We start from the raw sequence: 23244 nt of genomic DNA on the forward strand, positions 1-23244 counted from the left end.
GACTGCACGCCCGTGCCGCCGTCCCACGAGATACCTCGCAATCCTTAGTGGTGACGCAGCAGATCGCGCAATGCGCGCGACTCTTCCGCCGTCGGCTGCATGGTTTGCCACGCCGACTCGTGCGACGCGAGCGCGACGAGCCGTTGCGCGGCCTTGCTGCTCGAATCGATCCGCAACGCTTCGTTGGCGTTGTGCGACGCGCACTCCCAATGTCCCACGTTGCTGCAGCCGCGCGCGAGGCTCAGCAACGCGTCGCGTTGCTGCTCTAGCGTGCTCACCTGGGCGCGCATGCTGCGCGCGTCGCGATTGTCGGGCTGCGCGGTGATTACGGCGGCGAGGCGTGCTCTGGTCGCCGCCAGATTGCCTCGTTGCAGATAGCCGTGCGCGGCTTTCAGATTGCGCTCGGCGTCGGCGCGCTGTTTGTCGGCTTGCGTGAGCGGGGCGGCCATCGTGTCGGTGTTGGTGTTGGTGCTGGTCGACGCGACCGCCGTGCCACGCGGCGTGGGCGCGGAGACGGCCGCGCTCGATGTCTTCGTTGACGCTACGGCGCGCGCGGTCGTGACGACGGGCGGTGTCGGTCGCGCTGCGGTCGGCGTGGTCGCAACGACGGGCGTTGACGGTCGCGCTGGGACGGGCGCGGTCGCCACGACGGGCGGAGCCGATCGCGCTACGGCAGGCGCGGTCGCAACGACCGGCGGTGACGATGGCGCAACGGTCGGTGCGGTCGCCACGATGGGCGGGCTCGATCGCGCTACGGTGGACGCGGTCGCAACGACCGGCGGTGACGATGGCGCGACGGTCGGCGCGGTCGCCACGACGGGCGGTGCCGGTGGCGCGACGGGGGCCGCGTGCACGTTCGCCGGTTGCTGCCGCGCGACGACAACGGGACGCGGCCGTTGCGCGACGATCGACGCCGGCTTCGGCGCCGCGGCAACCGACGGCGCCGCATTCTGCGCAACGTTCTGTGCAGGGGCTTGGCCAGGGTTGTCCGGGCGCACCGTGCCGAAGACCGTGACCGGCGTGTCGACGCTTGCATCGTCGTCGTTGAGTAGAACGAAGCCGACGTACAAGACGCCGAGCGTCGCGAGCGCGGCTGCGGCAAGCGCGAGCGGATGCCGCCGTCGACGCCCGCCCGGCTCGAACGTCGCTTCGTCGATCAGATCGTAGGGGCTCATCTTCGTTTGCGCGGAGCGTCGCGACGAACGGTCCGCGGGCAAGCTCGCGGCCGCTGGCAGCGGTTCGAGTTGCGTGCGCGATGCGCTCGGCGCCCGGGATCGCGCGGAGCGCTCGCCGGGCTTGTCGTCCGTATCGAACGAATCGATCGGCAGCGCATGGCATGCGGGACACGGCGAAAAGCGGCCCGGCAGCGGCACGCCGCAGTATGCGCAGTGATGGAAAAACGGCTGGTCGGAGGTCGTGTCGCGCGGCATGGCCGTGTTGCTCCACTGGCGCCGAAGGGCGGCGCCATCAAAAAGAATGAATGCAACGACGCCCGCAAGCGGCGTCGGCCGGACTACTGGACGACGTAACCGCGCGCCTGCATGCACGCGCCGTAGGCGGCCCAATAGCGGGTCATCGGCGGCTCGGGCGCGGGCAGCGGCGGCAGCTTCACGTTCGACGCCGCGTTGGCCTGCAGCGAAGCGGCCGCACCATCCGACGCGCCGGGTGCCGCGTTCGCGCTCGCGCCCGGTGCCGCCGCCGATGCGTTCGGCGGTGCATTCGCCGCCGCGGTGGCCGGTGCGCCTGGCGCGCTGGCACCGGCCGCGGCTTCGTTCACCGGTTTCGCCGACGATGCGCCGCCAGGCGCTTGCGCGCCAGCCAACGGCGCGCTCGCGGCTTCGGGCGCGCTCGCGCTCCACGGCAGCGGCGTGGCTGAGAAGGAACTAGGCGGAAGCGGCGGCTTCGACGGTACGCCGGTCGACGCACCTTTGGCCGCGGGCGGCTGACGCGGCGGAATCTGCGACTCGTGGGCCATGTTGACCCCGGTCACGCGGTTCGCCTCGGCGTAGCACATCGCGTTGTCGATGCTGCGCTCGTAAGGGCTCTGACTTCGGATCGGATAGGTGACAGGCCGCCACGCGAACGCGGCAGTGCTCGTCACCAACAGCGTCAGTACGGTATATGTTCTAAATGCCATCGCAGTCACTCCCGCAGCGATGTCTCGCCTTTTTGTGTTTGATTTCGTGTCGTGCTTTCGTTCTGTGCTCGTTGCGCGTCGTGTTCGAGCTCGTTCTCATGCCTGGCGCTCGTGCTTCTGTCGCGGCCTGCCGATAGGCCGTGGCGTTGCGGTGCTTGCGCCACGGCTCCCCGGAACGGGCACGTCGCGAATGCCGCTTTAACGAGCGTAGCACCGCGGTTTGGCCACGCGATGCATCGGATAGCGCGCGAAAACGCCATCGTGCAGTGCAATCAGGACACAATCGGCGCGGCGGCGTTGAAGATCGGGACAATCCCTGGTCGCCACGAAGGATCGTCAGGAGTCGAAGATGAAAAACCTATCGTATCGCTATCGGCCGCTTTGCGCAGCGTTCTGTCTGTCGGTGCTGTCGCTCGCCGCGCCGCTCGTGAGCGGCGCGAGCGACGCCAACATGAGCGCGGAGACGGCGGGTGAGCGCGCAAGCTTCGCGCAGGCGTTTTGCGACGTGTCGCCCGAGCGGATCGGCGCCTATAAGGAGCGGCTCCGAAAGGTCCTCACCGGTGCGACCGATTTCGATCAGCACTGGGACACGGGCTGGCACCGCGCCGACATCACCAATAGCCAGATGGACGCACTGCGCGAGCGAGATCCGAAGGAATTCGCGGCGCGCATCAAGGTCAATTGCGAACGGCTCAAGTGGATGGCGGGTAATGCGTTGCACCGGCCTGCGCAGAAGTGAAGTGAAACGAGCGCGCTGTCGGGCGACCGAAACTGGCGGATCGTGGCCTCATGCAGAAGGCTTCGCCGGTCTGAATCTCGCGCGGTTGTATTCCGCGACATGCGAACCGACTGGAACCGGAAGCTTTTTGCATCACTCGACGGTTTCGGCCAAAAATCCACATTATTATGACTTTCGATTAATGGTCGGCTAACCGTCGAGTAGTCTGCAGATGTAACTCTCAACGACTTTTCGAGCATGTAACTAATTCGCGAATATCGTTTTGTCCGTACTGCGACACATTTGCGGCGGTAATGAGGCCTGCTATGCGAATATTAGCTAACGTAATGCCGGACCGACCTTCTGCTGGGCAAGTTTCCAGATCAAACGCTGTTTGACCTTTTGCCGTTATCGTTTCGAAGTGAGGAGCGATTATGTTGAACCCGAAGACGTTCGGACACTTCCTTTGGCTCGTCCGCAAGACGTGGATAACACGCGGGCCGCGTTTGTACTACTCGCAGTTTGGAGAGGACGCGGTGTTGCGCGAGATAATCAGTCCCCGGTGCAATAAGGGTGTTTATGTCGACGTTGGTGCATACCACCCTGTCAAGTTCTCGAACACACATGCGCTTTACAAGCGTGGTTGGCGCGGCATCAACATAGACATGGATCCAGTGAAAATTGAAACGTTTTCTCTTGCGCGGTCTGGTGACGTCAATGTATGTGCGGCCGTCTCGAACGAGAAACAGCTCAAGGAAGTCTATAATTTTTCAAATTATGGGTTGACTTCGACCATAGATCCCATAGTGGCTGCGGCCGAAGTCCAGAAGCCTATCTCCGTCCGGACCGTTGAAACCACCACATTGAACGACGTTCTCGAGCACACCCCGTACGCCGGTCAGGAAATCGATCTGCTTTCCATCGACGTGGAAGGTCACGATTACGAAGTCTTGCGATCGATTGATATCAGCAGGTATAAACCAAAGATCATCATTGTGGAGTCTACGCTGACTTCGATAAGGGAAGTAATAGATTCCGCCATATTTCGCTATCTGGAGGAGCGCAATTACCGACTGGTCAGTTGGACATATTTGTCGCTGATCTTCAGAGTGGAAAGATCTCAAATCTTTCGAACTCAGTTATAGCGTTACGGTTCTGCACGTATCGTCCTTGCAGCTGCTATCAATTTCACAATCCCACTATCAACGGCCGCTGCAACGGTCCAGATATACCTGGACCGACTGGTAGCTCAGCCGTGAAGCACATTCACGAGCCCCTCGACTTGCCTGAAGGCTGACTATCGTAACGGCCCGCGCTTATGGGGGATTTCCCTGGGTTTGACGTTTCGAGCGGGCGCTCCGCTCCCAAGTCGCTGCCTCGTCATGGCTCGCCTCTTCCTTCACGAAGGGCCGAATCTCAACGCAACATGTCGGTAAATTATTGTTTTCTTAGAGAAAATGCCGAACGGCAGACGTTCCGCACGGGGCGGCGTTCAAGTCCGAGCGAATCACGTTTCAGGGTCAGTGAACTTCGATCGCGTTCCCGCTTCTTGAATTTGTCACTGCCCGTCCATATAATTAGCACTCGCTGCACGAGAGTGCTAACAACATCTCCGGTTGGCTCGGCCAGCCGGGTTTTTCTCAGCGTTCTTCAGTCTCAATCAGAGAGGAGTATGTATGAACCTTCGTCCTTTGCATGATCGCGTGATCGTCAAACGTCTGGATCAGGAAACCAAGACCGCGTCGGGCATCGTGATCCCCGAAGCCGCAGCGGAAAAGCCGGATCAAGGTGAAATCCTCGCAGTCGGCCCGGGCAAGCGCGACGACAAGGGCGCAGCCATTGCGCTCGACGTGAAGGTCGGCGACCGCGTCCTGTTCGGCAAGTACGCAGGCCAGACCGTCAAGGTCGACGGCAACGAACTGCTCGTGATGCGCGAAGAAGACATCATGGCCGTGGTGCAGAAGTAAGCGCAAGGTCGCTACTTCACCGGTTATATCCAAAGTATTCAAGGAGTTAGAAGATGGCAGCTAAAGACGTCGTATTCGGTGATTCCGCCCGTGCCAAGATGGTCGAAGGCGTGAATATTCTCGCCAACGCCGTGAAGGTCACGCTGGGTCCGAAGGGCCGCAACGTGGTTCTCGAGCGCAGCTTCGGCGGCCCGACGGTCACCAAGGACGGTGTGTCGGTCGCGAAAGAGATCGAACTGAAGGACAAGCTCCAGAACATGGGCGCGCAAATGGTCAAGGAAGTCGCTTCCAAGACCAGCGACAACGCAGGCGACGGCACGACGACCGCTACGGTTCTCGCGCAATCGATCGTCCGCGAAGGCATGAAGTACGTCGCATCGGGCATGAACCCGATGGACCTGAAGCGCGGTATCGACAAGGCTGTTGCAGCCGCAATCGAAGAACTGCGCAAGATCAGCAAGCCGTGCACGACCAACAAGGAAATCGCCCAGGTTGGCGCGATCTCGGCGAACAGCGATTCGTCGATCGGCGAGCGCATCGCTGAAGCAATGGACAAGGTCGGCAAGGAAGGCGTGATCACCGTCGAAGACGGCAAGTCGCTGCAAGACGAGCTGGACGTCGTCGAAGGTATGCAATTCGACCGCGGCTACCTGTCGCCGTATTTCATCAACAACCCGGACAAGCAAGTCGCCGTGCTCGAGAACCCGTTCGTGCTGCTGCACGACAAGAAGGTGTCGAACATCCGTGACCTGCTGCCGGTGCTCGAGCAAGTCGCGAAGGCTGGCCGTCCGCTGCTGATCATCGCTGAAGACGTCGAAGGCGAAGCGCTCGCAACGCTGGTCGTCAACAACATCCGCGGCATCCTGAAGACCGTTGCCGTCAAGGCTCCGGGCTTCGGCGATCGTCGTAAGGCGATGCTGGAAGACATCGCGATCCTGACCGGCGGTCAGGTCATCGCTGAAGAAACCGGCCTCACGCTCGAGAAGGCAACGCTGGCTGAACTGGGCCAGGCGAAGCGCATCGAAGTGGGCAAGGAAAACACCACGATCATCGACGGCGCTGGCGAAGCAGCGAACATCGAGGCTCGCGTCAAGCAAGTGCGCACGCAGATCGAAGAAGCGACCTCGGACTACGACCGTGAAAAGCTGCAAGAACGCGTCGCCAAGCTGGCAGGCGGCGTTGCAGTGATCAAGGTCGGTGCTGCGACCGAAGTCGAAATGAAGGAAAAGAAGGCACGTGTCGAAGACGCACTGCACGCAACGCGCGCGGCTGTGGAAGAAGGCATCGTGGCGGGTGGCGGCGTCGCGCTGATCCGTGCACGTACGGCAATCGCTGGCCTGAAGGGCGCTAACGCCGATCAGGACGCAGGTATCAAGATCGTTCTGCGCGCCATGGAAGAGCCGCTGCGCCAGATCGTCGCCAACGGTGGCGAAGAAGCGAGCGTCGTCGTGGCAGCGGTTGCTGCTGGCAAGGGCAACTACGGCTACAACGCAGCGACCGGCGAGTACGTCGACCTGGTCGACGCAGGTGTCGTGGACCCGACGAAGGTGACGCGCACGGCGCTGCAAAACGCAGCTTCGGTTGCTGGCCTGCTGCTGACGACCGACGCAGCTGTCTGCGAACTGCCGAAGGAAGATGCTCCGATGTCTAGCGGCATGCCCGGCGGCATGGGCGGCATGGGCATGGACATGTAATTCCGCTCGGGCCTCGTGGTCCGGCCGCGTGGTTGAACTGCCGCGCGTCTGGATCACGGCCGAGGCCCGGCTGGAAGTCCATGTGGGGAGTGCGCCGCGAGGCGTTTCCCCAAACGAAAAAACCCGCTTATGCGGGTTTTTTTCGTTTGGGGCCGGCGTTGATGTGCTTGCTGGCGAGCGCTTCCGGACGCCCTTTTGTCCGGATCAGGCGCCCGCGGCGTGAGCCGAGCGATGAGAGGACCTTCCGAGGCACTTTTCGCGCAGGTAGTGGAAGATCTGCGCGACGCTTTGCGCGGGGCTCAGCGCTCCCGTGTCGACGTTCAGGTCGGGATCGATCGGCGCTTCATAGGGCGCTGATACGCCGGTGAACGAGCTGATCTCGCCAGACCTCGCTTTCGCGTAAAGACCTTTGGGATCGCGGCTCGCGCAGGTGGCGAGCGAGGCGGACACATAGGTTTCGACGAACTTGTCGGCTCCGATGATCGCGCGCGCCATCGCCCGATCTTCGCGTAGCGGCGAAATCAGCGCGGAAATCACGATCAGACCCGCGTCGTTCATCAATTGGGCGACGTGCGCGACCCGGCGGATGTTTTCGCGCCGGTCGTCGGGCTCGAATCCAAGGTCGCTCGCCAGACCGTGGCGGATGTTGTCGCCGTCGAGCACATAGCAGGCGTGACCGAGCGCGATCAGCTGCTCCTCGAGCGCGAACGCGAGCGTCGATTTGCCGGCGCCGGACAGGCCGGTCAGCCAGATCGTGGCGGGCATCTGATCGAACATGCGTATGCGGTCCTGCACCGCGATCTTGCCGTGGAAGCGTTGCATGAACTGGGGCGGCTCTTTCATGGATAGGTTCTCTTGGCTCTTCTGGCTCATTCGCAGTGCCAGCCTTGCCGCCACGTGCCGGCGTTGTGCAGGCTTTCGGTGGAATTGGCAATGGTAACGCGAAAGCCTTCCGGAATATCGTTCGGCAGTGGAATCGAAAATCCGCTGTATGCGCTCGGATAGCCGGCGCTCGCCACATCGGGCCGCGGCTCGCCGCTGCAGCCGGTCGCGACGATCTGCGTGCCGACCCGCACCTCGAGCGGTACCTGCCGCTGCGGCTCGCTCAGGTTGACGGCCCAGCCGCACACTACGCCGTCGCGCACCGTGTCGACAAAACCGTCGAACAGGTCGACCGGCGGACGCTGCCGGCTTCGCGCGAACTCCAGATAGGTATCGATCGGCGCGAGATCGAAGCGGCGGATCACCTCATGCACGCGCGACAGGAATGAGCCATCGATGCCGAAAACCGTCGCGCTATAGACGTGCGGATTCTCGAGCTGATTTATTTCGGACTGAATCACGCGGACCAATTCGAGCGCATTCGAAAAGACGCTGCCCGTTTCATTCGCATAGGCTTCGACGATTCGATTCGCGTCGCGGAACAGTTCGTAATCGAGGCTATTGTCGTCGATGAACTTTTGTCTGGCTGCTTCGCTGATGTGAGCTTTGCCTTTCGGCGCACCATTGGTGCGATTCGCTTCGAAACAGAACGGTAATTTCATCCCTGTCGCACCGCACAGCCGCAATAAGAATTCGCTCATGTCCTCGCAGACGCCGACGGTACCGATCTGTTCGCGCAAATGGATTTGCGCGACGGCGAGGCTCGCTTCGTTGACCGCCGGCTCGCCGCTCAGCATCTGCACGAACAGGTTCCTGCCGCCGAGCGATTCGCTGACCCACTCGTCGAGCGACAGTACGCCTTGCAGCGCCAGAGCCTCGGTCGCCGACACGCTGACGCCGCGCATGATCTGGCCGTTCTTGCCGTTCGCCGCATACCAGTAGTGCGAGATCTGGCGCGCGAGCGGATCGCGCAGGATCGTGCAGTAGTTGACCGGATGTTTGATCATCCGATGAATGCCATACGGGAGATGACCGCCGCCTACCTGCGTCTCGAGCAGCTTTGCGCGACAGTTTCCCCAGCCATCCTGATCCCAGACAAAGCTAATGAATTGGTCATTACCTTTATTCAAATCAAAAAACGAAATAACGGTCGAACCGCCGCATTTCGGTGGATGGATGAAAAAGGCGGGAAATGACATGTGGGGACATATGGCTGATCGCGATGCGTAAAGTCTAGACAAAAGATGTCATTGGCGTTGTAACGTTTAATTACGCGGTATAACGTCTGGTTGCATCACCGACAGCAAGATTCATGCGGCTATGCACAATAAATTGACTAAGATGCCCACGAGACGAACTGGGCGCGGCAGTAGCCATAACTACGCGCTAATTACATTATTCAATTTGGATAAATCGAATGGAAAGTCGCACCAATCGCGAAAGTCGCATTAATGAAAAAAGCCGGCTGACACGGGGTTTTTAGTCGATGCCGACGAATGGCGAGGTCAGTGCCGCGCTTCCCCCGGCGCCGCGCCCTTGCCTTGCGCGGGCGGCGTTTCGTCTTCATCGCTGCTGCGTGCCCAGAAGAAGCGATCGGGCATGTACGCCCCCATGCCGGGCCGGAACGCATTGCGCACTGCCTGATACAGATACTCCTGGCTTTCGCGCACCGCTTCCGCGGGCTCCTGGCCGTTGGCGAGAAGCGCGGCGATCGCCGCGCCGAGCGTATCGGTCAGGCCCGTCAACCGATGCGGCGCGCGGTCCCACATGTCCTGACGCAACTGGCCGTCCTCGCTGAAGAGTGTGTTGACGAGCCGATGCGTGCCGGTTTCGGTCGACAGAATGTACTCGCAGCCCTGCGACAGCAGGTGCGAGATCGCCGCGTCGAGGCTCGGCGCCTCCGCGTCGCCGTCGGGCTGCGCGAGCGCGAGCAGCGTCGCCGAGTCGGCGACCAGCAGCGTGGTTTGCGGCGCGAGCAGATCGGCGATCGCTTCGCGCAGTTCGTCGGCGGCGAGCACGTGCTCGTCGTCGAGCGTGAAGTCCGGGGTGAGGATCAGCGGGACGTCGTCGTAGTCGGCGACAACTTCCGCGATCGCGCTGACCACTTCGGCGCGCGTGCACGCGCCGACCTTGAATGCGGCGATCGGCATGTCCTCGAGCAGCATGCGCGCCTGCGTCGCGACGATGTCCGGGTCGAGCCCGGTGACTTCGTCGCAGTTCGCCGAGTCGCGCACGGTATAGCCCGTGAGCACGGAAACGCCGTGGCAGCCCATGCTGGCAAGTGTCAACAGGTCCGCCTGCAGGCCGGAGCCGCCGGTGGGGTCGGAGAGACCGAAGGTGAGGACGATCGGAGGCGTGTCGCTGGGCATGAAAATGGATAAGGAAAGCAGGATTTCGGCGCGCAATGCGCAATTGGCTCAATTATGCGGCCTAAACCGAGGAGAGGGCGTTTTTTCGCGCGGCGGTGATCGCCAGAGGCTGGCTCGCGGCCCGCTGACGCGCGGCCGGCGGGGATCGCGTTGAGGCTGCCACGCTAGCGCCGCGAGCTTGCCGAGGGCGCCCTCTATCGCGCTGCCGGGTGTCCCCACCGCCATGCGGCATGACGCCGCGAGCGTCGTGCGCACGGCGCGCGGGCGCACCGCCGAAGCCCGGTCCACGCTACGATTGCGAGTTTTCGATTGCTAGGCATGGGGGCGGCAACACGGTACCATCATGGCTCCCGCTTCCACGGACTCAACGACGCGACAAAAGAATGGAATATCAAAGCTGGATGTGCCTGATTTGCGGCTGGATTTACGACGAAGAGGCCGGCTTGCCCGACGAAGGCATTGCGCCGGGCACGCGCTGGGAAGACGTACCCATCAACTGGACGTGTCCGGAGTGCGGAGCGCGCAAGGAAGACTTCGAAATGGTCCAGATCTGAAGTTCGGCAAGCCGCCGGCGTCAGCCGGTCGGTCGGTCGTTCGTTCGCGTCGCTTGATCATTGTTGCGGCGTCGCGGTTTGATGGGCTCGTGCGACACGCCGGAAGCTTCGGCCCCCAAACCGGGTCCCGAGATTCGGTCCGAACCTGAACCCTGAGCTTCGATCCCGAAAAGTCAGCGGCGTCATCCGCCGCGCAATTGCTGCAATCGCTTGATGCGTCCGGCACGCCCGGCGCCTGTCCGAGCGCGCCGGCGCGGAACATCGCCGGTCGCGTCGTGTCGCAACGGTAGTCTGTCATTGTCCTGTCGCCGGTTCGCGCGGTGGCCGCTCACTCAGCATGCGGCGCGAAGCGACGGCCCCGTCAGCTTCGTGTCGCCTGCCCATGACTCTTCGATCCGCAGCACCCGTTTCCATCGATGCACTGCCGAACCCGCGCGGCGGCGCGGTCCGCCCTGCGGAACTCGCGCTCGCCGAGGCGTCGCTCGCGTTCGAGCAGCGCGACGAGAGCGGTGCCGCGCTGCTGCGCGCGTCGCATGCATTGCGCACGGCGGGCTGGCTCAGCGCGCAGCGTTTCACCGACGCCCTCGTGCGGCTCTCGCCGCTCGCGAGCGGCGAGCCAGCCGAAGCGGAAAGCGCGCGGCCAGTGTTCGGCGCGGCGCTGCGCGACTTCCGCGCGGCGCTCGAGCGTCACAATCTGCGCGAGCTCAGTTGCTCGCCGACGCTGTTCAACCACTACCGCGAGCTGTGTGCGCAACTCATCGAACCCACGCCGGGTTCCGCCGTTGCGTTCGAAGACCTCGCGCTGTGCGCGCGGCCAGTGCCGCCGGCTTCGCTGCACGCGCAATCGGCCGATCAGCTTGCCCATCTGCGGGCGCGCTACGAGCGCGCGTTGCTGCCGGTGCTGCGCTCGCAGGCCGACACAGGCAGCGCGGTGGCGCTTGCGGTCACGAACGCCGCGCTCGACGAGCTCGACGCCGTGTTCACCGAACTCGCCGGCCCCGATCCGTATGACTTCTGGCGGCTCGCGCGCGCCTGCGCGAAGGCGCTGCGCGCGCGCGGCCACGCAATCCGCGATATCGAGGCGCGGCGCTTCTACGCGCGCTGCAACCTGGCGCTCGCCGATCACGCGCGCGGCATCGAGCGCGCGCCGCGTTCGCTGGTGCGCGCGACGCTCGCGCTGCTATGGCGCGACTACGCGCTGTTCGGCGCGGCCGCGCAAGACGCCGACCAGGTCGAGGTGCTGCACGATTATGGCTTGACCGTCGACTGGCACGTCGCCGGCACGCAGTCGTCGGAAGCGCTGTGGGAGGCGGGCGCGCTCGAGGCGCAGTCGCTGCCGCACACGCGCGATCTCGGCGTGCTGAGCGTCAACGCGAACGCGTACGAAGACTTCCTGCAGACCGCCGACGCGTCCATCGAGGCGCTCGCCGCCCATGCGCGCGCGGCCGATCAGCCGGAAAAAGCCGACCCGAGCGAAGCGCTGCAGGCGGGCGACGCCGCCTACCGGCTTGGCTCGGCCGCCTGCGCGCTCGGTCTCGGTCACGTGGCGCTGCTCGCCGACGCGCTCGGTCTCGCATGGCGGCGTCGTGCGCATGCGAGCGTCGCGACGCCGGCGGTGCGCGCGCACGTGATCGTCGGCGCGCCGCCGGCCGACACGCTCGAGCAGGCCGCCGAGGCCTTGCGTGCGTCGCTGCACAAGGTCGCCGCGGGCGTTGGGCCGGCCGGCGGCAGCTTCACGCAGGCGGCGCTCGCCGCGCTCACGCGTGCGATCGAGCAGGGCGGCGCGTGAAGCGCAAGCCGGGTCGAACCAAACGCGCGACGTGGCGCGCGAATTGCGTCCGCAACGCTACGACCGACGCGCGCCGAACCCGCTTAGACCCATTGTGACAAGTCACAATCCCGCTACTTCGCGACGCGCGCCGAACGTGCCGTTCTACGCGGTGTTTCGGCGCCTGATCGCGGCATGGCGCAAGTCGCGCGCGTGATAGAGTGCAACTTGATCCGGCGTCGATGGCGCGTCGCATAGCGTGCAACCCAACGGGTTGCAATGCTCAAAGCAGCCCGCCATCGCGCATCGTCTTTGCTAAAATCCGAACTATGTCCAAGAGTACCGATCGCATCAATCTGACCAACCAGTTCCTGATCGCCATGCCGAACATGGCCGATCCGACGTTTTCAGGAACGGTGGTCTACCTTTGCGATCACAGTGAGCGCGGCGCGCTCGGCCTCGTGATCAACCGGCCGACCGATATCGACCTGCAGGCGCTCTTCAATCGCATCGATCTGAAGCTCGAGATCGAACCGCTTCTCCATGTCCCCGTGTATTTCGGCGGCCCGGTGCAAACCGAGCGCGGCTTCGTGCTGCACGATCCGAAAGGCGGCAGCGCATACACGTCGTCGATGTCGGTGCCGGGCGGGCTCGAAATGACCACGTCGAAAGACGTGCTCGAGGCCGTCGCGAGCGGCAACGGTCCGGAGCGTTTCCTGCTGACGCTCGGCCACGCCGGCTGGGGCGCGGGTCAGCTCGAAGACGAAATCTCCAAGAACGGCTGGCTCACGGTCGAGGCCGATCCGAAGATCGTTTTCGACGTTCCCGCCGAAGATCGTCTCGAAGCGGCGCTCGCGCTGCTCGGCGTGTCGTTGTCGATGCTGTCGGGCGAGGCCGGGCACGCATGAGGGGCCGCGCATGAATCTGCCGGCCGGACGTGAGGCGACGCTGCTTGCGTTCGACTACGGAGAGAAACGCATCGGCGTGGCAGTCGGCAATTCGCTGACGCGCCGCGCGCGGCCGCTCGTCGTCGTGCAGAACCGCAGCAGGGAGTACCGCTTCGAAGCGCTCGGCAAGCTGATCGCCGAATGGAAGCCCGATGCGCTGGTGGTCGGCCTGCCGATGCACCCCGACGGCACACCGCACGAGCGCACGCAACTCGCGAAGCGCTTCGGCAACCAGCTGAACGGCCGCTTCAATCTGCCGGTCACGTGGGTCGACGAGCGCTACTCGTCGGTCGAGGCCGAGGCGGAAATCCGCGCCGGCAATGCCCGCGCCGACATGCTCGACGCCGAAGCCGCGAGCATCATCCTCCAGCAATATCTAGACGGACTTTCCGACGATCATGAGTTCCATTGACGCCGAAGCGCTGTATCGCGCGTTGCTCGACCAGATTCGAGCGGCGTATGGCGACCAGCTCGCCGCCACGCAAGCCGGTGCCGACGCGGCGGTACTGGCGGGTATCCATAGCGGCGGCGCGTGGCTCGCCGAGCGGCTCGCGCGCGACCTGAAACTGCCGAGCTTCGGCGTGGTGAACGTCGCGCTGCATCGCGACGACTACGCGAAGAAAGGGCTGCACGCGCAAGCAAGCCCGACCTCGCTACCGTTCGCGGTCGATGGCCGCCGCATCGTGCTGGTCGACGACGTGCTGTACACCGGCCGCACGATTCGCGCGGCGCTCAACGAGCTGTATGACTATGGCCGGCCGGCATCGGTCGAACTCGCGGTGCTCGCCGATCGGGGCGGACGCGAGTTGCCGGTGGCGGCGCGCTTCGTCGGTGGCGTGGTCGACGTACCCGCCGACGCGACTCTCGTGCTGGCCCGTGAAGACGACGGCGCGGGCGGCCAGCGGTTTTCTTTTCACACTGAAGCACGCGTCGATTGAAACGCGCGTGAGCGGCGTGTCGACGCGACCTCGATCACGTTGAAGCCCGTATTTGAAGCAGGTACATCATGAACACCGCCACCCCGGCTCCGCAAGATTCCTCCGCTAGCGCATCCGAGCGCTTCCGCTACGGCTTCCTGAAGGGCAACCCGCAGCTCACGAAGAGCGGCGAGCTCAAACATCTGCTGTCGATCGAGGGGTTGCCGAAGGCCATCGTCAATCACATTCTCGAGACCGCCGACCAGTTCGTCAGCGTGACCGATCGCGAAGTGAAGAAGGTGCCGCTGTTGCGCGGCAAGTCGGTGTTCAACCTGTTCTTCGAAAACTCGACGCGCACGCGTACCACGTTCGAGATCGCGGCCACGCGGCTGTCGGCCGACGTGCTGAATCTGAACATCAACGCGTCGTCGACCAGCAAGGGCGAATCGCTGCTCGACACGATCAACAACCTGTCGGCGATGCACGCGGATCTGTTCGTCGTGCGTCATGCGTCGAGCGGCGCGCCGTTCCTGATCGCGCAGCACTGCGCGCCGCACGTGCACGTGATCAACGCCGGCGACGGCCGTCACGCGCACCCGACGCAGGGTCTGCTCGACATGTACACGATCCGCCACTACAAGAAGGACTTCACGAAGCTGCGCGTGGCGATCGTCGGCGACATCCTGCATTCGCGCGTCGCGCGCTCGGACATTCATGCGCTGACCACGCTCGGCGTGCCCGAAGTGCGCGCGATCGGTCCGCGCACGCTGCTGCCGGGCGGCCTCGAACAGATGGGCGTGCGCGTGTTCCACAACCTCGACGAAGGTCTCAAGGATGTCGACGTGATCATCATGCTGCGCCTGCAGAACGAACGCATGAGCGGCGCGCTGCTGCCGTCGTCGCAGGAGTACTTCAAGAGCTGGGGGCTCACGGCCGAGCGTCTCGCGCTCGCCGCCCCCGATGCGATCGTGATGCACCCCGGCCCGATGAACCGCGGCGTCGAGATCGACTCGCAGGTCGCGGACGGCCCGCAATCGGTGATCCTGAATCAGGTCACGTTCGGTATCGCGGTGCGCATGGCGGTGATGGGGATCGTCGCGGGCAATAACGACTAAGCAACGACTGATCGGGAAGCCGAACGATAGGCTGAACCACAGGTTTAACAAAGGCAGCGCATGAAGATTCATATTCAAGGCGGCACGCTGATCGATCCGGCAGCGGGCACCGAACAGCAGCAGGATATCTTTATCGAGGCGGGCAAGATCGCCGCCTTGGGCAACGCGCCGGCCGGCTTCCAGGCGGAGCGTACGCTCGACGCGCGCGGTCTGTCGATCGCGCCGGGTCTCGTCGACCTGTGCGCGCGTTTGCGCGAGCCGGGCTACGAGCACAAGGCGACGCTAGGCTCGGAAATGGCCGCGGCGCTCGCGGGCGGCGTGACGAGCCTCGTATGTCCGCCGGACACCGATCCGACGCTCGACGAACCGGGCCTCGTCGAAATGCTGAAGTTCCGCGCGCGCAATCAGAGCAAGGCGCACGTGTATCCGCTCGGCGCGCTGACGGTCGGTCTCAAGGGGCAGGTCATCACCGAGATGGTCCAGCTGACCGAGGCGGGCTGCGTCGGCTTCTCGCAGGCCGACACGCCGATCGTCGATACCCAGGTGCTGATGCGCGCGCTGCAATACGCGAAGACCTATGATTTCACCGTGTGGCTGCGTCCCGTCGATGCGTATCTGGGCAAGGGCGGCGTCGCCGCGAGCGGCGCGCTGGCGTCGCGGCTCGGGCTGTCGGGTGTCCCGGTGGCGGCCGAAACGATCGCGCTGCATACAATCTTTGAACTCGTGCGCGTAACCGGCGCGCGCGTGCATGTGTCGCATGTGTCGTCGGCGGCGGGCGTGGCGCTCGTGCGCGCGGCGAAGGGCGAGGGCCTGCCGGTGTCGTGCGACGTCACCGTGAACCACGTGCATCTGATCGACCTCGACATCGGTTACTTCGACGCGCAGTTCCGGCTCGATCCGCCGCTGCGCCAGCAGCGCGATCGCGAAGCGATCCGCGCGGGCCTCGTCGACGGTACGATCGATGCGATCTGCTCCGCGCACACGCCGGTCGACGACGACGAAAAGCTGCTGCCGTTCGCCGAAGCGACCCCGGGCGCAACCGGCCTCGAACTGTTCCTGTCGCTGACGGTGAAGTGGGCCGACGAAGCGGGCGTGCCGCTCGCGACCGCGCTCAATCGCATCACCGCGGCGCCGGCGCAGGTGCTCGGCCTCGAAGCGGCTGGCCGCATCGCGCTCGGCGCGGTGGCCGACCTCTGCGTGTTCGACCGTCACGCTCACTGGCGCGTCGAGCCGCGTGCGCTGAAGAGCCAGGGGCACAACACGCCGTTCCTCGGCTACGAGCTGCCGGCACAGGTGCGCGCGACCGTCGTGTCCGGTCAGCTCGCCTACGAACAGCGCTGAGCGGTATCGTTTCGGTCCAGTCAAGGAAAGCTCCGGCCATGAAGCTCGCGTTACGCAAGGTCCGTCTCATCACGCATCTGCTGCACGGCATGTGGACCGTCGCGACGCGCTTTCCGAACGCGAGCGCCGAGCGGCGTCACGCGCTCAATCGCGCGTGGTCGCTGAAGATGCTGCGGCTGTGCGGCATGCGCCTCGTCGTGCATAACGACGCGGTGCGGCTCGATCGTGGCGTGCTCGTCGTCGCCAATCACATCTCGTGGATCGACATCTACGTAATTAACGCGTGGCGGCCGACGCCGTTCGTCTCGAAGGCGGAGATCCGGCAATGGCCGGTGGTCGGATGGCTCGCACAGCAGCTCGATACGGTGTTCATCCAGCGCGAGAAACGCAGCGACGCGAAGCGCATCATGCACGAACTCGCCGCACGGCTCAGCGCGGGTGAACTGATGTGCGTGTTCCCCGAAGGCACGACGTCGAACGGGCTCGAGTTGCTGCCGTTTCACGCGAACCTGTTCCAGGCCGCGGTGTCGGCCGGTGTGCCGGTGCAGCCGCTGTGCATCATGTACGAGGACGCGCAGGGCCGGCAGTCGACGGCACCCGCATATATCGACGACGTGTCGTTGTCCGACTCGCTCGACATGCTGTTGCGTGGCGGTCCGCTGACCGCCCACGTATATGTTGGCGCACCGCTCGCGCCGGACGCGGACCGGCGGGTGCTCGCGGCGCAGGCTCAGCAGGTGGTGGCGAACGCGTTGCGGGACATGCAGGCCGGCAACGCAGTGGCGGGGACGGTTGCGCAAGAGGGCGACGTTGTAGATGCTGCGTCGTCGAGCGACGCCGCTGAGACGGCGGAAACGCTGATCGAGCCCGTCGATCAGCCGCGCCGCTCGGTCTAGCGGCGGCGCTGCCGGGCAGCGTCGCCGTCTTCTGTTTAGTTGTCCCCGCGCGGCACGCCGCGCGAATCGCAATCGACTTGCGTCAACGTCCGCTCAGCCGGGTTTTTCGCGAGCCGCACCGCCGACAGCTTCTGCCCCCACACGCAACCCGAGTCGAGGCCGATCAGGTTGTCGCGCAACATCAGGCCGAGCGCGGCCCAATGACCGAACACGACGGTCACGTCGGCGGTCTTGCGCGACGGCACGTCGAACCACGGCATGCAGCCGCTCGGCGTGGATGCGAGCGTGCCGCTGCTGCTGAAATCCATCACGCCATCGGCGCTGCAAAAGCGCATGCGCGTCAACGCGCTGCACGTGACGCGCAGACGCTCGATACCCTTCAGGCCCGGCTTCCAGCGGTTCGGTTCATTGCCGTACAAGCCGGCAAGCGTCTCTTTCCAGTTCGGCGCACGCAGCGCGCGTTGCAACTCGTCGGCGAGTTCGAGCGTCAGCGTCGCATCCCATTGCGGCAGCACGCCCGCATGCACCATCAGCATGCCGTTGTCGAAATGCGCGAGCGGGCGGTGGCGTATCCACTCGAGCAGATCGGCGGCATCGGGCGCGGCGAGGATGTCTTCGATCGTGTCGCCTTTCTTCGACTTGCGAATCCCCGCCGACACCGACAGCAGATGCAGATCGTGATTGCCGAGCACCGGCACCGCGCGCTCGCCGAACGCGATCACGTCGCGCAAGGTGTCGAGCGAGTCGGGGCCGCGGTTGATCAGATCGCCGGCGAACCACAGCGGTGTGCCGTCCGGCGGCGCGGCTTTGGCCAGCAGTTGCCGAAACGGTGCGCGGCAGCCTTGCAGATCGCCGAAAGCAAGAGGGACGAGGGGAGCGGAGGTACTGGAAGCGTTAAGGGGTGTCATCGAGGAAATCAAGGCGATTCGATACGCGCGGTGCCGCACGACGCGTGCCACGCTGGGCAGAGCAGCAAGATAGCGTGACATAATAGCCCGTTTGGGGTTCGGGTATCGCGCGATCACGTTGCGGGACGCGGGTGGAAAACCGCCGTAACACGGCACCGCGGCAACCACGCATGGACCGCGCGCGATTCCAATACAACAACAGGATGACTCTCTCGTGAACGAAGCCAGCATGTCGTCTTCCGCGGCGAAGCAATCATTTCGCACGCTCGTCACCGGTGCGAACGGTTTTACCGGCCGCTATCTGGTCGAGAAGCTGACCGGGCGCGGCCATACCGTGATCGAAGCGGTGTCCGGCCGCGACGAGCCCGACACGCCGGCACGCGTCAAACTCGACATCACCTCACCGGAAGACTGCCGGCGCGTGCTCGAAACCGTGCGGCCCGATTTCATCGTGCATCTGGCCGCGATCAGCTTCGTGGGGCACAACGATCCGCTCGACTTTTATCGCGTCAACGTGATCGGCACGCAGAACCTGCTCGAAGCCTGTGTCGCGATTGGCCATGTGCCGCGCAAGCTGCTGATCGCAAGCAGCGCGAACGTGTACGGCAACGTCAGCAGCGCCGCGATCGACGAGAGCTTCCCGCTTATGCCGGTCAATCATTACGCGGCCAGCAAAGCGGCCATGGAAGCGCTGGTGCGCACATGGTTCGACCGCCTGCCGATCTTGATCGTGCGGCCGTTCAACTACACCGGCCGCGGCCAGGCGGTGAACTTCCTCGTGCCGAAGATCGTCAGCCACTTCGCGCGGCGCGCGGCATCGATCGAACTCGGCAATATCGACATCGCGCGCGACTTCTCTGACGTGCGTTATGTGGCGAGCGCGTACGAGGCGTTGCTCGGCTCCAATGTCGCCGCCGAAATCGTCAACGTCTGCACCGGCACGCCGTATTCGTTGCGTGAAATCCTCACGACCGCGAGCGAACTCACCGGTCACGACATCGAAGTCCAGGTCAATCCCGCCTTTGTCCGGCAAACGGACGTCAAGATGCTTGCCGGTTCGCCCGCCAAATTGCACTCGCTGGTGCCGGCGGTCGAGTCGATCCCTTTCATCGATACGCTGCGCTGGATGCTCGCGGCCTGAGCGCGCTCGCGCGAGCAACCGCCTGACGGTCTGCACCGAAGGGCCGCGTTTGCGGCCTTTCATGACGCTTTCGCCGTTCTTCTTCTTCGTTTCCCACTCTTTCCGCGCCGCGCCGCACAGTATGTGGCGCACATCATTACAGGCGCCAAAATGCGCGTAACCGCACCGAAAAGCCCCTTTCCACAGACCAACGGCAACGAATTCTGTCAAGCTGTTTCAAGTTGTTAGGGTTCTGGTTTTTGCACTGGGCGGCTTTATAATTGGGGATTCATAAAATTGGCGTCTGAGTGTCCACTCTCCGGGGAACGCGACGGACGACCAGAGAAACGGACACCACGCGGGGTGAACAGGTCGCAAGCTCTTCGCCGCCTGTCACTAACATCGACAAGGGAATTACATGATCCTGGTAACGGGCGGTGCCGGCTTTATCGGCGCTAATTTCGTGCTCGACTGGCTGAATGCGTCGGACGAAGCGGTGCTCAACGTAGACAAACTGACCTACGCCGGCAACCTGGGCACGCTGAAGTCGCTACAGGGCAATCCCAAACACATTTTCGCGCGCGTCGACATTTGCGATCGCGCCGCGCTCGATACGCTATTGGCCGAGCACAAGCCGCGCGCCGTGCTGCATTTCGCGGCCGAGAGCCATGTGGATCGCTCGATCCACGGTCCGGCCGATTTCGTGCAAACCAACGTCGTCGGCACCTTCACGCTGCTCGAAGCGACGCGCAGCTACTGGAACACGCTGGGCGTTGCGGAGCGCGCCGCGTTCCGCTTCCTGCACGTGTCGACCGACGAAGTGTTCGGCTCGCTGTCGGCAACCGATCCGCAGTTCTCCGAAACTACGCCTTATGCGCCGAATAGCCCCTATTCGGCGACCAAGGCCGGTTCGGATCACCTCGTGCGCGCCTACCACCACACGTACGGCCTGCCGGTGCTGACCACCAACTGCTCGAACAACTACGGCCCGTACCAGTTCCCCGAAAAGCTGATTCCGCTGATGATCGCCAACGCGCTCGGCGGCAAGCCGCTGCCCGTGTATGGCGACGGGCAGAACGTGCGCGACTGGCTGTACGTCGGCGACCACTGCAGCGCGATCCGTGAAGTGCTCGCGCGCGGCACGCCGGGCGAGACGTACAACGTCGGCGGCTGGAACGAGAAGAAGAATCTCGAGGTCGTGCACACGCTGTGCGACCTGCTCGACCAGCAGCGCCCGAAGGCGGCCGGCTCGTATCGCGACCAGATCACCTATGTGAAAGATCGTCCGGGTCACGACCGCCGTTACGCGATCGACGCCCGCAAGCTCGAGCGCGAACTCGGCTGGAAGCCGGCGGAAACGTTCGAGACGGGGCTCGCCAAAACGGTCCAGTGGTATCTCGACAACCAGCAATGGGTCGACGAAGTCGCTTCGGGCGAATACCGGAAGTGGGTCGAGACCAACTACGCGCAGCGCGCGTAAAGGCACGGCAATGGCGCGCAAAGGCATTATTCTCGCGGGCGGCTCGGGCACCCGCCTGTATCCGATCACGCACGTCGTCTCCAAGCAGCTGCTGCCCGTGTACGACAAGCCGATGATCTACTACCCGCTGTCCACGCTGATGGTGGCGGGTATTCGCGACGTGCTGATCATCTCCACGCCGCAGGACACGCCGCGCTTCGAGGCGATGCTCGGTGACGGCAGCCAGTGGGGCATGAACATCCAGTACGCGGTGCAGCCGTCGCCGGATGGACTCGCGCAGGCCTTCATCATCGGCCGCGAGTTCGTGAACAATGATCCGTCGGCGCTGATTCTCGGCGACAACATCTTCTACGGCCACGATCTCGCGAAGCAACTCGAACGCGCCGACGATCAGACCGACGGCGCCACCGTGTTCGCGTATCACGTGCAGGACCCGGAACGCTACGGCGTGGTCGAATTCGACAAGCAGTTCCGCGCGTTGTCGATCGAGGAAAAGCCCGCCAGGCCGCGTTCGAACTACGCGGTCACGGGTCTGTACTTCTACGACAAGCAGGTCTGCGACATCGCCGCGGACATCAAGCCGTCGCCGCGCGGCGAGCTCGAGATCACCGACGTGAACTCGCGCTACCTCGCGAACGCGGCGCTCAACGTCGAGATCATGGGCCGCGGTTATGCGTGGCTCGACACCGGCACGCACGATTCGTTGATCGAAGCCGCGACCTTCATCGCAACGCTGCAAAAGCGCCAGGGTCTGGTGGTCGCGTGTCCGGAAGAGATCGCATACCGGCGTCAGTGGATCGACGGCGAGCAGTTGCTCGCGCTCGCCAAACCGCTCGCGAAGAATGCCTACGGGCAATATCTGCAAAACATTCTCACGGATCACGTCGCATGGCCATCCAGGTAACCGCAACCGCGCTGCCCGAAGTCAAGATCATCGAGCCGAAGGTGTTCGGCGATGCGCGCGGCTTCTTTTTCGAAAGCTTCAATGCGCTCGAATTCGCCGAGAAGGTCGAGCCGGGCGTCGAGTTCGTGCAGGACAATCATTCGCGTTCGGCGAGAGGCGTGCTGCGCGGTCTGCACTATCAGATCCAGCATGCGCAGGGCAAGCTCGTGCGCGTGGTCGAGGGCGAGGTGTTCGACGTCGCCGTCGACATCCGCAAGAGCTCGCCGAACTTCGGCAAGTGGGTCGGCGTAACGCTGTCGGTCGAGAACCATCGGCAGCTGTGGGTGCCGCCCGGTTTCGCGCACGGCTTCGTCGTGCTGTCGGAGTCCGCGCAGTTCCTCTACAAGACCACGGATTATTGGTTCCCCGAGCACGAGCGCAGCATCGTGTGGAACGATCCGGCGATCGGGATCGAATGGCCAGTCGACTTCGAGCCGCTGCTCGCGGCCAAGGATGCGGCGGGCAAGCGTCTCGCCGACGCCGAAGTCTACGCATAAGGGGATCGCATGAGCGCACACGACGCGAAACGGACGATTCTCGTCACCGGCGTAAATGGCCAGGTCGGCTATGAACTCGCGCGCACGCTGCAAGGGCTCGGCAACGTGGTCGCGGTCGACCGCTCGCGGCTCGATCTGTCGAACCTCGATCAGATTCGCGCGGTGGTGCGCGACCTGCGTCCCGCGCTGATCGTCAATCCGGCCGCTTATACGGCGGTGGACAAGGCCGAAGAAGAACGCGACCTGGCAATGCGCATCAACGGCGAAGCACCGGGCGTGCTCGCCGAGGAAGCGAAAAAGCTCGGCGCCGCGCTGATCCACTATTCGACCGACTACGTGTTCAACGGCACGAAAGAAGGCGCGTACGTCGAAGACGATCCAACCGATCCGCAGAACGTCTACGGCCGCAGCAAGCTCGCGGGCGAGCAGGCAATCGCGGCGAGCGGCGTGAATCACCTCGTCTTGCGCACGAGCTGGGTGTACGGCACGCGCGGCAAGAACTTTCTGCTGACCATGTTGCGGCTCGGCGCCGATCGTCCGGAGCTGAAGGTGGTGGCCGAACAGTTCGGCGCGCCCACCTGGTGCAACACGATCGCGACGCTGACCGCGCATCTGTGCGCGCAGTCCTTCGCCGCCGAAGACGGCGCGAAGTGGTGGGACGAGCGTTCGGGCATCTATCACCTGTGCGCGGGCGACTCGACGTCGTGGCACGGTTTCGCGTCGGCGATCTTTGAACTCGCGGATTTGCCGAACAGGCCGAACACGCTGCCGATTCCGGCCGCGGATTACCCGACGCCCGCGAAGCGCCCAGCCAATTCCAGAATGTCGAACGACAAGCTGGCGCGCGTGTTCGGGCTCGCCGCGCCGCATTGGCGCGACGCGTTGAAGCTGTGTCTGACGGACGGTTTTCCAAAGTCGCCGGCGGCGCGCACCTGAGTCGCGGTTTCGACGCAGGGCTCGCGAGCGCCGGTGCGGCGAAGGAAACACTCGC

The 23244-nt window shown here is 64.0% G+C and carries 24 protein-coding genes; 18 read left to right on the top strand and 6 right to left on the bottom strand.

The features are described from left to right. Positions 1-44: 44 nt before the first annotated feature. On the bottom strand, positions 45-1430 hold the full coding sequence (locus HDG32_RS07445) for a hypothetical protein (RefSeq protein WP_184065070.1): 1386 nt from the start codon (positions 1428-1430) through the stop codon (positions 45-47). Between the two features lie 83 nt (positions 1431-1513). After that, positions 1514-2137 (bottom strand): hypothetical protein, encoded by a 624-nt coding sequence (locus HDG32_RS07450; RefSeq protein WP_184065073.1) that lies wholly within the window; start codon positions 2135-2137, stop codon positions 1514-1516. Between the two features lie 349 nt (positions 2138-2486). On the opposite strand from HDG32_RS07450, the gene HDG32_RS07455 reads away from it, so the two are divergent. The 4 genes from HDG32_RS07455 to groL all read left to right on the top strand — a co-directional run bounded on the left by HDG32_RS07455 (position 2487) and on the right by groL (position 6516). Continuing rightward, positions 2487-2876: a hypothetical protein gene (locus tag HDG32_RS07455; protein WP_184065076.1), complete on the top strand. Its 390-nt coding sequence runs from the start codon at positions 2487-2489 to the stop codon at positions 2874-2876. Between the two features lie 413 nt (positions 2877-3289). Further along, the gene (locus tag HDG32_RS07460; RefSeq protein WP_260330644.1) at positions 3290-4000 is read left to right on the top strand and encodes an FkbM family methyltransferase; all 711 of its coding nucleotides are present in this window, start codon (positions 3290-3292) and stop codon (positions 3998-4000) included. 531 nt (positions 4001-4531) lie between these two features. Continuing rightward, positions 4532-4822, top strand: coding sequence for a co-chaperone GroES (gene groES / locus HDG32_RS07465; RefSeq protein ID WP_008923887.1), 291 nt, complete (start codon positions 4532-4534; stop codon positions 4820-4822). 53 nt (positions 4823-4875) lie between these two features. Next, the gene (groL, locus tag HDG32_RS07470) at positions 4876-6516 is read left to right on the top strand and encodes a chaperonin GroEL (protein ID WP_184065079.1); all 1641 of its coding nucleotides are present in this window, start codon (positions 4876-4878) and stop codon (positions 6514-6516) included. A 204-nt stretch (positions 6517-6720) separates the two neighbouring features. On the opposite strand, the gene cysC is transcribed toward groL, so the two are convergent. Continuing rightward, complete coding sequence (gene cysC, locus HDG32_RS07475) at positions 6721-7359, bottom strand: adenylyl-sulfate kinase (RefSeq protein WP_184065082.1); 639 nt, start codon at positions 7357-7359, stop codon at positions 6721-6723. A gap of 26 nt (positions 7360-7385) precedes the next feature. Continuing rightward, positions 7386-8405: a chondroitin 4-O-sulfotransferase gene (locus HDG32_RS07480; RefSeq protein ID WP_260336283.1), complete on the bottom strand. Its 1020-nt coding sequence runs from the start codon at positions 8403-8405 to the stop codon at positions 7386-7388. Here HDG32_RS07480 and HDG32_RS36280 point away from each other — a divergent pair. After that, positions 8394-8594, top strand: a complete 201-nt coding sequence (locus tag HDG32_RS36280; protein WP_260336284.1) for a hypothetical protein — start codon at positions 8394-8396, stop codon at positions 8592-8594. The genes HDG32_RS07480 and HDG32_RS36280 overlap by 12 nt on opposite strands. 309 nt (positions 8595-8903) lie before the next feature. Here HDG32_RS36280 and HDG32_RS07485 read toward each other — a convergent pair whose 3' ends face one another. Then, a complete protein-coding gene (locus tag HDG32_RS07485; protein ID WP_184065087.1) occupies positions 8904-9767 on the bottom strand; it encodes a hydroxymethylpyrimidine/phosphomethylpyrimidine kinase in 864 nt (287 codons plus the stop codon). Between the two features lie 383 nt (positions 9768-10150). On the opposite strand from HDG32_RS07485, the gene HDG32_RS07490 reads away from it, so the two are divergent. The 8 genes from HDG32_RS07490 to HDG32_RS07525 all read left to right on the top strand — a co-directional run bounded on the left by HDG32_RS07490 (position 10151) and on the right by HDG32_RS07525 (position 17305). Continuing rightward, complete coding sequence (locus tag HDG32_RS07490) at positions 10151-10321, top strand: rubredoxin (RefSeq protein ID WP_006047743.1); 171 nt, start codon at positions 10151-10153, stop codon at positions 10319-10321. 382 nt (positions 10322-10703) lie between these two features. Continuing rightward, positions 10704-12110, top strand: a complete 1407-nt coding sequence (locus HDG32_RS07495; RefSeq protein ID WP_184038464.1) for a hypothetical protein — start codon at positions 10704-10706, stop codon at positions 12108-12110. A gap of 308 nt (positions 12111-12418) precedes the next feature. Beyond that, a complete protein-coding gene (locus tag HDG32_RS07500) occupies positions 12419-12997 on the top strand; it encodes a YqgE/AlgH family protein (RefSeq protein ID WP_090803272.1) in 579 nt (192 codons plus the stop codon). 10 nt (positions 12998-13007) lie between these two features. Then, complete coding sequence (ruvX, locus tag HDG32_RS07505) at positions 13008-13448, top strand: Holliday junction resolvase RuvX (RefSeq protein ID WP_184038467.1); 441 nt, start codon at positions 13008-13010, stop codon at positions 13446-13448. Continuing rightward, positions 13435-13974, top strand: a complete 540-nt coding sequence (gene pyrR / locus HDG32_RS07510) for a bifunctional pyr operon transcriptional regulator/uracil phosphoribosyltransferase PyrR (protein WP_184065090.1) — start codon at positions 13435-13437, stop codon at positions 13972-13974. The genes ruvX and pyrR overlap by 14 nt, the downstream gene beginning before the upstream one ends. 68 nt (positions 13975-14042) lie before the next feature. Continuing rightward, positions 14043-15068, top strand: coding sequence for an aspartate carbamoyltransferase catalytic subunit (locus HDG32_RS07515; RefSeq protein WP_184065093.1), 1026 nt, complete (start codon positions 14043-14045; stop codon positions 15066-15068). A 60-nt stretch (positions 15069-15128) separates the two neighbouring features. After that, the gene (locus HDG32_RS07520; protein WP_184065096.1) at positions 15129-16409 is read left to right on the top strand and encodes a dihydroorotase; all 1281 of its coding nucleotides are present in this window, start codon (positions 15129-15131) and stop codon (positions 16407-16409) included. Positions 16410-16447: 38 nt separating this feature from the next. Then, positions 16448-17305, top strand: a complete 858-nt coding sequence (locus HDG32_RS07525) for a 1-acyl-sn-glycerol-3-phosphate acyltransferase (RefSeq protein WP_184065099.1) — start codon at positions 16448-16450, stop codon at positions 17303-17305. A gap of 35 nt (positions 17306-17340) precedes the next feature. Here the strand turns inward: HDG32_RS07525 and HDG32_RS07530 are convergent, their stop codons facing one another. Further along, a complete protein-coding gene (locus HDG32_RS07530) occupies positions 17341-18213 on the bottom strand; it encodes a symmetrical bis(5'-nucleosyl)-tetraphosphatase (protein WP_184065102.1) in 873 nt (290 codons plus the stop codon). 229 nt (positions 18214-18442) lie between these two features. On the opposite strand from HDG32_RS07530, the gene HDG32_RS07535 reads away from it, so the two are divergent. The 5 genes from HDG32_RS07535 (at position 18443) to rfbD (ending at position 23189) form a co-directional block, all read left to right on the top strand. Next, positions 18443-19354 carry a GDP-mannose 4,6-dehydratase gene (locus HDG32_RS07535; RefSeq protein ID WP_184065105.1) on the top strand — a complete coding sequence of 304 codons (912 nt, stop codon included), beginning with the start codon at positions 18443-18445 and terminating at the stop codon, positions 19352-19354. A 397-nt stretch (positions 19355-19751) separates the two neighbouring features. After that, complete coding sequence (rfbB, locus tag HDG32_RS07540) at positions 19752-20813, top strand: dTDP-glucose 4,6-dehydratase (protein WP_184065108.1); 1062 nt, start codon at positions 19752-19754, stop codon at positions 20811-20813. 10 nt (positions 20814-20823) lie between these two features. Then, positions 20824-21717 (top strand): glucose-1-phosphate thymidylyltransferase RfbA, encoded by an 894-nt coding sequence (gene rfbA, locus HDG32_RS07545; protein WP_184065112.1) that lies wholly within the window; start codon positions 20824-20826, stop codon positions 21715-21717. Beyond that, positions 21702-22253, top strand: a complete 552-nt coding sequence (gene rfbC, locus HDG32_RS07550) for a dTDP-4-dehydrorhamnose 3,5-epimerase (protein WP_184065114.1) — start codon at positions 21702-21704, stop codon at positions 22251-22253. Before rfbA ends, rfbC begins: the two co-directional genes overlap by 16 nt. 9 nt (positions 22254-22262) lie before the next feature. Then, positions 22263-23189, top strand: a complete 927-nt coding sequence (gene rfbD, locus HDG32_RS07555) for a dTDP-4-dehydrorhamnose reductase (RefSeq protein ID WP_184065117.1) — start codon at positions 22263-22265, stop codon at positions 23187-23189. Positions 23190-23244 lie beyond the last annotated feature (55 nt).

This window comes from Paraburkholderia sp. CI2 (genome assembly GCF_014201055.1).
GTDB classification, from domain to species: Bacteria; Pseudomonadota; Gammaproteobacteria; order Burkholderiales; family Burkholderiaceae; genus Paraburkholderia; species Paraburkholderia tuberum.